This is a genomic window from Rubrivivax sp. JA1026 (assembly GCF_011065555.1).
GTDB classification, from domain to species: Bacteria; Pseudomonadota; Gammaproteobacteria; order Burkholderiales; family Burkholderiaceae_C; genus Rubrivivax; species Rubrivivax benzoatilyticus.
In genome coordinates this window covers 213,382-224,562 of record NZ_JAALCQ010000010.1, presented here as the reverse complement: position 1 = coordinate 224,562, position 11,181 = coordinate 213,382, and the positions used below count along the sequence as shown (strand labels likewise).

Annotated in this window: 14 protein-coding genes; 2 read left to right on the top strand and 12 right to left on the bottom strand. The window is 72.3% G+C overall.

The window, feature by feature from the left end; translation table 11 throughout:
* A partial coding sequence (locus G5B56_RS17135; protein WP_164963995.1) for an integrase core domain-containing protein occupies positions 1 to 424 on the top strand: 424 nt, incomplete at its 5' end.
* Positions 425 to 600: 176 nt separating this feature from the next.
* Here the strand turns inward: G5B56_RS17135 and G5B56_RS17130 are convergent.
* The 4 genes from G5B56_RS17130 to G5B56_RS17115 form a co-directional block, all read right to left on the bottom strand.
* On the bottom strand, positions 601 to 1,581 hold the full coding sequence (locus tag G5B56_RS17130) for an NAD(P)H-dependent glycerol-3-phosphate dehydrogenase (RefSeq protein ID WP_164963994.1): 981 nt from the start codon (positions 1,579 to 1,581) through the stop codon (positions 601 to 603).
* Between the two features lie 46 nt (positions 1,582 to 1,627).
* Positions 1,628 to 2,098, bottom strand: a complete 471-nt coding sequence (secB, locus tag G5B56_RS17125; protein ID WP_009855268.1) for a protein-export chaperone SecB — start codon at positions 2,096 to 2,098, stop codon at positions 1,628 to 1,630.
* Between the two features lie 92 nt (positions 2,099 to 2,190).
* Positions 2,191 to 2,448 (bottom strand): glutaredoxin 3, encoded by a 258-nt coding sequence (grxC, locus tag G5B56_RS17120; protein WP_009855269.1) that lies wholly within the window; start codon positions 2,446 to 2,448, stop codon positions 2,191 to 2,193.
* A gap of 101 nt (positions 2,449 to 2,549) precedes the next feature.
* Positions 2,550 to 3,158 carry a rhodanese-like domain-containing protein gene (locus G5B56_RS17115; protein ID WP_009855270.1) on the bottom strand — a complete coding sequence of 203 codons (609 nt, stop codon included), beginning with the start codon at positions 3,156 to 3,158 and terminating at the stop codon, positions 2,550 to 2,552.
* 49 nt (positions 3,159 to 3,207) lie between these two features.
* Here G5B56_RS17115 and gpmA point away from each other — a divergent pair, with 49 nt between their 5' ends.
* Positions 3,208 to 3,954 carry a 2,3-diphosphoglycerate-dependent phosphoglycerate mutase gene (gpmA, locus tag G5B56_RS17110; protein WP_009855271.1) on the top strand — a complete coding sequence of 249 codons (747 nt, stop codon included), beginning with the start codon at positions 3,208 to 3,210 and terminating at the stop codon, positions 3,952 to 3,954.
* Positions 3,955 to 4,097: 143 nt separating this feature from the next.
* Here the strand turns inward: gpmA and G5B56_RS17105 are convergent, their stop codons facing one another.
* From G5B56_RS17105 to G5B56_RS17070, 8 genes are read right to left on the bottom strand one after another with little or no spacing between them, the layout of a single operon-like run.
* Entirely contained in the window at positions 4,098 to 5,051 is a 954-nt protein-coding gene (locus tag G5B56_RS17105; protein WP_164963993.1) for a ribose-phosphate diphosphokinase, read from the bottom strand.
* Positions 5,048 to 6,571, bottom strand: coding sequence for a thymidine phosphorylase family protein (locus G5B56_RS17100; RefSeq protein WP_164963992.1), 1,524 nt, complete (start codon positions 6,569 to 6,571; stop codon positions 5,048 to 5,050). The genes G5B56_RS17105 and G5B56_RS17100 overlap by 4 nt, the downstream gene beginning before the upstream one ends.
* A 28-nt stretch (positions 6,572 to 6,599) precedes the next feature.
* Complete coding sequence (locus tag G5B56_RS17095; protein ID WP_310733809.1) at positions 6,600 to 7,328, bottom strand: lysophospholipid acyltransferase family protein; 729 nt, start codon at positions 7,326 to 7,328, stop codon at positions 6,600 to 6,602.
* 5 nt (positions 7,329 to 7,333) lie between these two features.
* The gene (locus G5B56_RS17090) at positions 7,334 to 8,638 is read right to left on the bottom strand and encodes a dihydroorotase (RefSeq protein WP_164963990.1); all 1,305 of its coding nucleotides are present in this window, start codon (positions 8,636 to 8,638) and stop codon (positions 7,334 to 7,336) included.
* Positions 8,639 to 8,643: 5 nt separating this feature from the next.
* Positions 8,644 to 9,606: an aspartate carbamoyltransferase catalytic subunit gene (locus G5B56_RS17085; protein WP_009855276.1), complete on the bottom strand. Its 963-nt coding sequence runs from the start codon at positions 9,604 to 9,606 to the stop codon at positions 8,644 to 8,646.
* Positions 9,607 to 9,643: 37 nt separating this feature from the next.
* Positions 9,644 to 10,147 (bottom strand): bifunctional pyr operon transcriptional regulator/uracil phosphoribosyltransferase PyrR, encoded by a 504-nt coding sequence (gene pyrR, locus G5B56_RS17080; RefSeq protein WP_009855277.1) that lies wholly within the window; start codon positions 10,145 to 10,147, stop codon positions 9,644 to 9,646.
* Entirely contained in the window at positions 10,144 to 10,554 is a 411-nt protein-coding gene (gene ruvX / locus G5B56_RS17075) for a Holliday junction resolvase RuvX (RefSeq protein WP_009855278.1), read from the bottom strand. Before ruvX ends, pyrR begins: the two co-directional genes overlap by 4 nt.
* 26 nt (positions 10,555 to 10,580) lie before the next feature.
* Entirely contained in the window at positions 10,581 to 11,150 is a 570-nt protein-coding gene (locus tag G5B56_RS17070; protein ID WP_164963989.1) for a YqgE/AlgH family protein, read from the bottom strand.
* Positions 11,151 to 11,181 lie beyond the last annotated feature (31 nt).

Below are 11,181 nucleotides of genomic sequence, written 5' to 3'. Positions count from 1 at the left end.
CGCTCATCCGCAGACCAACGGCAAAGACGAACGCTTCCACCGCACGTTGGCCGCCGAGGTGCTGCTGGGCCGCAAGTTTCGCGACCTGGCCGAAGTCCAGCGGCACTTCAACTCCTGGCGTCACGTCTACAACTTCGAGCGCCCGCATGAAGCTCTGGGTATGCAAACGCCGGCCAGCCGCTACAGCGCCAGCGTGCGCTCGATGCCAAGTAAGCTGCCTGACGTCGAGTACGGGCCCGAAGACATCGTCAGACGCGTCGGCGACGGCGGTCGCATCAGCATCCGGGGCCTCAAGCTGCGAGTGGGCAAGGCGTTGATCGGTCAGCACGTCGCCTTGCGGCCTCGCCTTGATCGCGACGGCTCCTTCGACGTCTACTTCTGCCATCACAAGCTCGATGCGATCGAGCTGAACGCGGTGGGCTGACCCCGTCCTCTCTGTCACCCATGTCCTCGCACGGGTGTTACCCATCTCCCCGGTCCATACACCCTCCGGGAGGGTGCTCCAGTTCGTTCGACCACACCCTCCAGCCTCCCTCCGCGAGGGAGGCTCCAGTCAGTCTGACGATGGCTGCTGCGCGGCGCTCGAACTGCGAGGCCCCACTACTCGGCCTTCGACTGCCGGCCCATCAGGCGCCGCAGCGCGGTCTCGGGCGAGACGCGGCCTTCGAGCACCTCGACGACGGCCTCGGTGATCGGCATCTCGACGCCCAGCGCACGCGCGCGCTGCAGCACCGTCGCGGCGCTGTAGACGCCTTCGGAGACGTGGCCGAGCTCGGCCAGGATGTCGGGCAGCGCCTTGCCGGCGGCCAGCGCCAGGCCGACCTTGCGGTTGCGCGACAGGTCGCCGGTGGCCGTGAGCACCAGGTCGCCCAGGCCCGACAGCCCCATGAAGGTGGCCGCCTGGCCGCCGAGCGCGACGCCCAGCCGCGTCATCTCGGCCAGCCCGCGTGTGACCAGCGCGGCGCGGGCGTTCAGGCCCGTGGCGGCGAGGCCGTCGCCGATGCCGGTGGCGATCGCCAGCACGTTCTTCACCGCGCCGCCGACCTCGACGCCGACGATGTCGCGTGCCGTGTAGACACGCAGCGTGTCGCTGTGGAAGGCCTCGACGGCGGCCGCGGCCAGGGCGTCGGACTCGCTGGCGGCGACCAGCGCCGTCGGCTGGCCGCGCAGCACCTCGAGCGCGAAGCTCGGGCCCGACAGCACGCCGCCGGCGGCGCCGGGGCGAAGTTCGCGCGCGATCTCGTGGCCGAGCAGGCCGGTGCCGCTCTCGAAGCCCTTGCAGGCCCAGAGCGCGGGGCGATCGTCGGGCAGCGAGCCCAGGTGTTCGCGCAGCCCGGCCATCGGCGTGGCGATGACCAGCAGGCCGCCTTCGCAGTGCGCAAGCGCGGCGTCGCGGTCGGCGCTGACGCGCAGGCCGGCGGGCAGCGGCTCGTCGCCGAGGTAGCGGGTGTTGCGGCCGGTGGCCGCGATCTCGGCAGCCTGGGCGGCGTCACGGGTCCAGAGCAGGACCTCGTGACGCGGCGCGGCCGCGGCGGCGAGCGCCGTGCCCCAGGCACCGGCGCCGAGGACGGCGATCTTCATCGTGTCGGCAGCGCGGGGGCGGGGCCGGGCGGCCCCGCGAAGGCGATCAGTTCGCCGAGGTGATGATCGGCGAGCCGCCGTTGGCCTGGGCGGCCTCGGCCTGCATGCGGGCCTCGAACATGGCCTGGAAGTTGACCTCGTTCAGCAGGATCGGCGGGAAGCCGGCGCGCGTGCAGACGTCCGAGACGATGGCGCGCAGATAGGGGTAGACCATCTGCGGGCAGACGATGCCCAGGATGCCCTGCATCTGCTCGTCGGGGATGTTGCGGATCTCGAAGATGCCGGCCTGCTTGGCCTCGACGAGGAACAGCGTCTTGTCGGCGACCTTGGTCGTCACGGTGGCGGTGACGGTGACCTCGAAGATGCCGTCGGCCACGACCTCGGCGGCCATCGCGAGGTTGATCTCGACCGCCGGCTGCTGCTGCTCGAGCAGGATCTGCGGCGAGTTCGGCTGCTCCAGCGACAGGTCCTTCAGGTACATGCGCTGGATCTGGAAAACGGGGGTCTCGTCGGCCATGGTGCTTCCGTGTTGGGAGGTGGCCGCCCGGGTTCGGGCGGCAGCGGCCGGCGATTATGGACCAGCGCACCGGGGCGTCCGCCCCGGGCCGGTCAGCCCGCGAGCAGGGGCGCGAGGCCGCCGCGCTGGTCCAGCGCGATCAGGTCGTCGCAGCCGCCGACGTGGGTCTCGCCGATGAAGATCTGCGGCACGGTGCGGCGTCCGGTGAGCGCGATCATCGTGTCGCGCTGGGCGGGGTCCAGGTCGACGCGGATCTCCTCGATCGCCTCGACGCCGCGCTGCTTGAGCAGCGCCTTGGCGCGCAGGCAGTAGGGGCAGACCTGGGTCGTGTACATCCGGACGGAACTCATGCGCTTTCCTCGCCCGCACGAGGATGGCGGGCTCAGGCCGGATTGTCCGGCGGATGAGAAGACCCGGAGGGCGCGTGGGGCGAGCGCCGACCGGGCGAGGCTCAGGCGCCCTTCGGCGCCTGGGGCGGCTCCGACGGCTCGGCGGCCGGGGTCTCGGCGACGGGGGTCTCGGCGACCGGCGCCGGGGCGGGCGCGGGCTCGGCAGCGGGCGCCTCGGCGGCCGGCGCCGGCAGCGGCTTGGGCTCGGCCTTGGCGGCCTTGGCCTTCTTCTCGGTCTTTTCGGCCTTCTCGGGCTTGTCGGCCTTGGCACCGCTTTCCATCGGCAGGTTGGCTTCGCGCCAGGCGGCATTGCCGCCGGCCACCGCGACGGCCTTCTCGTAACCCGCCTTCTGCAGCTGCGCCGCGGCGCGGCCGGCGCGTGCGCCCGAGGCGCACAGCAGCAGGATCGGCAGCGTCTTGTTGCCCGGCAGGCCCTTGGCGTCGGCCAGCGTCGCCAGCGGGATGTTGCGCGCGCCGACGGCGTGGCTCTTCTCGTACTCGGCGGGCTCGCAGACGTCGATCAGCACGCCCTTCTCGCGGTTGATCAACCGCACCGCCTCGGCAGGCGGCACGCCGCGGCCGGTGCCGCCTTGGATCGTCTGCCACAGGAGCAGGCTGCCGGAGAGGGCGGCCATGAAGACGAGCAACCAGTTTTCGATGAGGAAGTTCAAGGCGTCGGGGTCAAGGGCGGCAGAGGGCGCGAATTATAGAATTCGGGCCATGCACAAGCTCGTCCTGATCCGTCACGGGGAATCCACCTGGAACCTCGAGAACCGTTTCACCGGCTGGACCGACGTCCCGCTGACCGACACCGGCGTCGCCCAGGCGCGCGAAGCGGGCCGCCTGCTGAAGGCCGCCGGCTACGAGTTCGACGTCGCCTACACCTCGGTGTTGAAGCGTGCCATCTGGACGCTGTGGCACTGCCTGGACACGATGGAGCGCACCTGGCTGCCGGTCGTCAAGGACTGGCGCCTGAACGAACGCCACTACGGCGCGCTGCAGGGCCTGAACAAGGCCGACATGGCCAAGCAGTACGGTGACCAGCAGGTGCTCATCTGGCGCCGCAGCTACGACACGCCGCCGCCGGTGCTCGACGCCGCCGACCCGCGTGGCCAGCGCCAGGACCCGCGTTACGCCAAGCTCGCCCCCGAGCAGGTGCCGCTGACCGAGTGCCTGAAGGACACCGTCGCGCGCGTGCTGCCGTTCTGGAACGAGGAGCTCGCGCCGGCGATCAAGAGCGGCCAGCGTCTGGTCATCGCCGCGCACGGCAACAGCATCCGCGCGCTGGTGAAGTACCTGGACGGCATCAGCGACGCCGACATCGTCGGCCTCAACATTCCCAACGGCATCCCGCTGGTCTACGAGCTCGACGACGAGCTGAAGCCGATCCGCAGCTACTACCTCGGCGACCCCGAGGCGGCCGCCAAGGCCGCGGCTGCGGTGGCGAACCAGGGCAAGAAGGCCTGACGCGCCCTCCCCCGAGCACGACGGACGACGCCGGCCTCGCGCCGGCGTTTTCGTTGGCGCAACCAGCGGGTGGGGTCAGGTCTCGCGCCGGGAGGGGTCACGCCGGGAGGGGTCAGGTCTCGTGAGACCTGACCCCGGCCTGCCTAGAGGGGGTCATGCCTAGAGGGGGTCAGGTCTTGTGAGACCTGACCCCAGCCTGCCTGACCCCAGCCTGCCCAGCCTGCCCCGTCCCGCAGCGCCGCCGCCAGCAGCGGCACCACCGACACCGCGTTGCTCTCGTGCGCGATGCAGTCGCTGCTCCAGACGTGACGCACGCCGGCGGTGCGGAGTTCGGCCAGCGCGTCGCCGACGAACAGCGCGTGCGTGACGGCGACGTCGACGCTGGCCGCGCCACGTTCCAGCAGCCCGCGTGTCGCGGCCTGCAGCGTGCGCCCGGTGCTGGCGACGTCGTCGAGCAGCACGACGGCGCGCCCGGCGACGTCGGCCGCCGGCAGCGCGACGGCGACGTCGCGGTCGCCGTGGCGCTGCTTCAGGCAGACCGCGTGCTCCAGCCCGGCGGCCTCGGCGGCCACCGTCACCCACTGCTCGGACTCGGCGTCCGGGCCGACGAGCAGCGCACCCGGCACACGTTCTGCGGCCAGCCGGCCGAGCAGCGGCGCGGCACCGAGCGCGACGCCGCGCCGCCCGGGCACGACCTCGGCCATCGAGGCGACACGGTGCAGATGCGGGTCGACGGTGATCACGGCGTCGAACCAGGCCGCCAGCGCCCGCCCCAGGTGGCGCTGGCTGACGACCTCGCCCGGCGTGAAGGCGATGTCCTGGCGCATGTAACCGAGGTACGGCGCGACCAGCGTCAGCTCGGTAGCACCGAGTTCACGCGCGCCGCCGGCGACCAGCATCAGCTCGGCCAGGCGCTCGTTGGGCCGCTGCAGACCACGCAGCAGCGCGACCCGCGGCGGCAGCGCCGCAGGCAGCCGCAGCCGCGACTCGCCGTCGGGGAAGACGTGGCGCTCGACCACCGCCAGCGGCCAGCCCAGCGCCGCGGCCAGCGGCCGGGCCAGCGTCAGTTCGTCGTCGAAAGCGAGCAGCAGACTCATCGGGCAGCTCCGGCGAGGGCGTAGGCGCAGTCGTGCAGCGCCTCGCGGCGCGCGAACTCCAGGTCGGCGGCGACGCAGGCGTGGATGCGGTACAGCGGCTCGCCGCGGCGCACCGCGGCGCCGATCTTGACGAACAGGTCCAGCCCGGCGCCGGCCATCTGCGGCGCGCCCGACAGCCCGGCGATGCGCGCCAGGCGCAGGTTGTCGATGCCGGCGACGACACCGTCGGCAGGCGCCGGCACGTCGAAGACCAGCGGCCCCGGCGGCGGCGGCTCGGCGCGCCGGCCCTGGGCCTCGATGATCGCCTCCAGCCGCGCCAGCGCGCGGCCCGAGTCGAGGATCTGCGTGGCGATGCGCTCGCCGTCACCGCCACGCACCGCGGGGTCGAACTCGATCATGCGGCCGGCCAGGCGGATCGCCTTGGCGCGCAGGTCCTGCGGCGCCTGCGGGTCGTGGCGCAGCACCTGCATCACGTCGCGCGCCTCCAGCACCGGGCCGATGCCGCGGCCGATCGGCTGGCGGCCGTCGGTCAGCATGACCTCCAGCGTCAGCCCCAGGCGTTCGGCGACGAACTCGAAGACCCGCTTCAGGCGCTGCGCCGCGGCCTCGCCATGCACCTTGGCCGTCGGCCCGACCGGGATGTCCAGCACCAGGTGCGTCGAGCCGGCGGCGATCTTCTTGGACAGGATGGAGGCGATCATCTGCCCCGGCGAGTCGATCGCCAGCGGGCGTTCGACGGCGATCAGCACGTCGTCGGCCGGCGACAGCGCCGCCGTGCCGCCCCAGGCCAGGCAGCCGTTGACGGCGTGCACGATCTGCTTGAGCCGTTCTGGCGCGAGTTCGACCTCGGCCAGCACCTCCATCGTGTCGGCGGTGCCGGCCGGCGAGGTGATCGCGCGCGACGAGGTCTTGGGGCACAGCAGGCCGTGCTCGGCGACGATGGGCACGACGAGCATCGAGGTGCGGTTGCCCGGCACGCCGCCGATGCAGTGTTTGTCGACGATCGGCCGGCCGCCGCCGCTGCCGTTCCAGTCCAGGCGCCGGCCGGCGGCGATCATCGCCTCGGTCAGGTGCAGCACCTCCTCGCGGTCGAGCTCGTACTGCTGCGTCGCGACGACGAAGGCGGCGAGTTCGACCTTGGTGTAGCGCTCGGCGGCGATGTCGGCGACGACGGCGTGCAGCTCCTCGCGGCCCAGGCGCTCGCCGGCGATCTTGCGCCGCAGCGCGGCGTGCGACGGCGGCGGCGCGGCGTGTTCGATCGAGACGCTGTCGCCTTCGGCGGCGCCCAGCCGCGCGAACGCCTGTTCGCTCAGGCCCAGCTGCAGCGGCTCGAGCAGGCGCAGGTCGTCGACGACGTTGAGCACCGCGGCGATGCTCCGGCCGCCGGCGGCGATCGTCACCTTGGACAGCGCCTGGAAACCGGCGGCGCGCACCACCGGGCAGTCGCGGTGCAGGAAGGCGACGTTTTCGCGCCAGGTGTCGATGCCGAGGCGGCGCACGGCGAGGGTCGGACGGTTCATCGCGGGCACGCTCGCTCGCGCGAGGCGTTCAGTCGGGCAAGACGCTGGCGATCTGTTCACGCACCCGCGCCGCCAGCGCGCGACGGTCGGCGTGGGCACTGGCTTCGGCCGGCAGCACCGTCAGGTGCAGCACGACGCCGCGCGCCCGGGCGAGTTTCCAGACGTTGGCGGCCAGCGTCTCGGCGCCGACCCAGCGGGCCGACGGGCTGACGGCGTGGCCGGGCTCGGCATAACGCAGCGCCACCGCCTGCACCGGCGTGGCGGTGGCGATCGCCGCCTGCAGCAGGTTGGCATGGAAGGGCAGCAGCGCATGGCCGTCGCCGGTCGTGCCTTCGGGGAAGACGGCGACGGTGTCGCCGGCCTGCAGCGCCTCGGCCATGCGGTGCACGACACGCAGCGCATCGCGTTTGCTCTCGCGCTCCAGGTACAGCGTGCCGGCGGCGTCGACCAGGCGGTTGGCCACCGGCCAGTGGCGCACGTCGGCCTTGGAGACGAAACGCGCCTCGGGGCAGACGGCGTGGATGGCCATGATGTCCAGCCACGACAGGTGGTTGGCGACGATCAGCTTGGCGCCGGGGCGGAATTCGCCCTGCACCCGCAGCTCGACACCCAGGCAGCGCAGCATCGTCGCGGCCCACCAGCGGGTGCGCCGGTGACGGCCCGCGGCGTCCAGCCGAGGGAAGACCCACAGCGCCATCGCCACGCCGCGCAGGCCGTGCAGCAGCACGCCGGCGACGCGCCAGGGGGCGAGCAGCACCGCGGTCAAGCGGCCTCGTAGGCGACCGTGCCGGCGACCAGCGTCGCACGCACCCGGCCCGGCAGCGCCATGCCGGTCGACGCGAACGCGAACGGCGTGTGTTTGCCCTGGCTGGCCAGCGCCGCCGGCGCGACCTGCCATTCGGCTTCGGGATCGAAGACGCAGACGTCGGCGACACCGCCTTCGACCAGCCGGCCGGCACTCGACGCCAGCGAGCCGACGGCCTCGCCGAGCACCCGCACCGGCGCCTGCGTCACCGGCGCCAGCGCCTGCGACAGCGTCAGGCCGTGGTCGCGGCCCCAGCGCAGCGCCAGGCTCAGCAGCAGCTCCAGCCCGGTGGCGCCGGGCTCGGCCTCGCCGAACGGCAGGTTCTTCATGTCCTCGGCGACCGGGTTGTGGTCCGAGACCAGCGCGTCGATCGTGCCGTCGGCCAGCGCGGCGCGCAGCGCGTCGCGGTCGGCGCCCTGGCGCAGCGGCGGCGTCAGGCGCATGTCGGCGTTGAAGAAGCCGATGTCGACGTCGGTCAGGTGCAGCGAGTTGATGCTGACGTCGGCCGTGACCGGCAGGCCCTCGGCCTTGGCGGCACGCACGAGCCTGACGCCGGCGGCGCTGGACAGCCGGCACAGGTGCACGCGGCAGCCGGTGACCCGCACCAGCTCGAGGATGGTCTGCAGCGCCACCGTCTCGGCGGCCACCGGCACGCCCGACAGCCCCATGCGCGTGGCCACCGCGCCCGAGGCGGCGACGCCCTTGCCCAGCCAGCCGTCCTGCGGCCGCAGCCAGACGGCGTAGCCGAAGGTCGCGGCGTACTGCATGGCGCGCAGCAGCACCTGGGTGTCCTGGATCGCGACGTCGACCTGCGAGAAGCCGACGCAGCCGGCTTCGGTCAGCTCGGCCATCTCGACCAGCGTCGTGCCTTCGAGCCGGCGCGTCAGCGCGCCCAGCGGGAACAGCCGGCAGCGGCTGAGCTTGCGGGCACGGAACTTCAGCATCTCGACCAGGCCGGGCTCGTCGAGCACCGGGTCGGTGTCGGGCAGACAGACGAGGCTGGTGACGCCGCCGGCGGCGGCGGCCGCCAGCTCGCTCTCGAGCATGCCTTCGTGTTCCTGGCCGGGTTCGCGCAGGCGCGCGGCGAGGTCGACGAGGCCGGGCGCGACGACGAGGCCCGAGGCATCGATCGTGCGGTCGGCCTGGAAGTCGCCGACGGCGCCGAGGCCGACGATGCGGCCGGAGGCGATCGCGAGGTCGGCCGTCTCGTCGCGGCCGGTGGCCGGGTCGACGACGCGGCCGTTGCGGATGAGGATCTTCATGGGGTTCAGGCCTGGTTGCCGGCGATCGTCGACATCACCGCCATGCGCACCGCGATGCCGAAGGTCACCTGCGGCAGGATGACGCTGTGCGTGCCGTCGGCGACCGAGGACTCGATCTCGACGCCGCGGTTGATCGGCCCCGGGTGCATGACGATGCAGTCGGGCTTGGCCAGCGCCAGCTTCTCCGGCGTCAGGCCGTAGTTCTTGAAGTACTCGCCGGCCGACGGCAGCAGCGCGCCGCTCATGCGCTCGTTCTGCAGGCGCAGCATGATGATCACGTCGGCGTCGCGGATGCCTTCGGCCATGTCGTGGCAGACGCGCACGCCCATGCCGGCCAGGTCGCCCGGCACCAGGGTCTTGGGGCCGACGGCGCGGATCTCGGGCACGCCGAGCACGTTGAGCGCGTGGATGTCCGAACGCGCCACGCGCGAGTGCACGATGTCGCCGACGATGGCCACCGTCAGCTGCGTGAAATCGCGCTTGTAGTGGCGGATCGTGTACATGTCGAGCAGCGCCTGCGTCGGGTGCGCGTGGCGGCCGTCACCGGCGTTGACCACGTGCACGTGCGGCGCGCAGTGCTGGGCGATCAGGTAGGGCGCGCCGCTTTCGCTGTGGCGCACGACGAACATGTCGGCGTGCATCGCCGACAGGTTGGCGATCGTGTCCAGCAGGCTCTCGCCCTTGGCGGTGCTGCTCTTGTTGATGTCGAGATTGATGACGTCGGCCGACAGCCGCGTCGCGGCGATCTCGAAGGTCGTGCGGGTGCGCGTGCTGTTCTCGAAGAACAGGTTGAACACGCTCTTGCCGCGCAGCAGCGGCACCTTCTTGACCTCGCGGTCGTTGACCGACAGGAAGGTGCCGGCGGTGTCCAGGATCTGCGTCAGCACCGCACGCGGCAGGCCTTCGATGGACAGCAGGTGGATCAGCTCGCCGTGGCGGTTGAGCTGGGGGTTGCGGCGCGACAGCATCAGCGGGCCTCCCGCCGCAGGGCGCGGTCCTGAGGTCTCATGCGGCCTCCTCGATGGCGAAAGTGAAGCGGCCGTCCTCGGCACGCGCCAGCGACAGGCGCTGCGTGGACGGCAGGGTGATGCGCGCCGCGGCCAGCGCCGCGGCGATCGGCAGCTCGCGGCCGCCGCGGTCGACCAGGACCACCAGCGTCACGCTGGCCGGGCGGCCGAAGTCGTAGAGCTCGTTGATCGCGGCGCGGATCGTGCGGCCGGTGTAGAGCACGTCGTCGACGAGCACGACATGGCGGCCGTCGACGGCGAACGGCAGCTGCGTCGTGGCGGTGCCGGCGGCCAGCCCGCGCGAGCCGAAGTCGTCGCGGTGCAGCATGCTGGAGATGACGCCGTGCGCGCCGGGCAGGCCCAGGTCGCGCTGCAGGCGTTCGGCCAGCCAGGCGCCGCCGGACCAGATGCCGACGAGCACCGCGTCGGGCGGGAGGACGGCGCGCAAGCCCTGGCGCAGTTCGGCGTAGAGCGCCTCGGCATCGAGCTGCAGGACGGTCATGGGGCGAGGGTTCTCAGGTGTTGGTCGAGGATCAGTGCGGCGGCCGCGGCGTCGGCGTCGCGGGCCCCGGCGGCCAGCGCGTCGACGGTCGTGTAGCGCTCGTCGACCTCGTGCACCGGCAGCCGGAAGCGGCCGTGCAGCTGGCGAGCGAAGCGCCGCGCGCGGCGCGTATTGTCGTGCTCCGCGCCGTCGGGATGGAACGGCACGCCGACGACCAGCGCGTCGGGCTGCCACTCGTCAATCAGCCGGGCAATGGCCTCGAAACGTGCGTCGCCTTCGGCGGCGACGGTCTTCAGCGGCCGGGCTTCGGCCAGCAAGGTGTTGCCGACGGCGACGCCGACGCGGCGCACGCCGAAGTCGAAGGCGAGAAAACTGCGCGCGGGGGCAGGCGGAGCGGCCGGGCTCATTCGGGAACGACGTGACGGGTCACGCGTCAGGCGTGCCCGGCCTCCTGCGACAGCATGCGCGGGTCGACACCCAGCAGCGACAGCGCCTGGTCGTAGCGCTGCTCGACGGGGGTCTCGAAGATGATGCGCGGGTCGGCGTCGACGTTGAGCCAGCCGTTGCGGCGGATCTCGTCCTCGAGCTGGCCGGCCTCCCAGCCGCTGTAGCCCAGCGTCACCAGCACGCGGCGCGGGCCGCCGCCCTGCGACATCGCCTCGAGCACGTCCTTGCTGGTCGTCATCTCCAGGCCGCCGGGCACCGACATCGTCGAGCTGTAGGCGCTGCCGTCGCCGGCCTTCTCGTGCAGCACGAAGCCGCGTTCGGTCTGCACCGGGCCGCCGAAGAACACCGGCTGCTCGGCGAACTCGTCGCGGTCCAGCGGCAGATCGACACGCTCGAACAGGTTGCGCAGCTTGATGTCGATCGGCCGGTTGATCACCAGCCCGAGCGCACCACGCTCGTTGTGCTCGCACAGATAGACCACCGAGCCGGCAAAGGTCTCGTCGGCCATGCCGGGCATGGCGATGAGGAACTGGTTCGACAGGTCGATGGCGGCCATGCGCCTATCTTATTCCGCGGCACACTGGCGG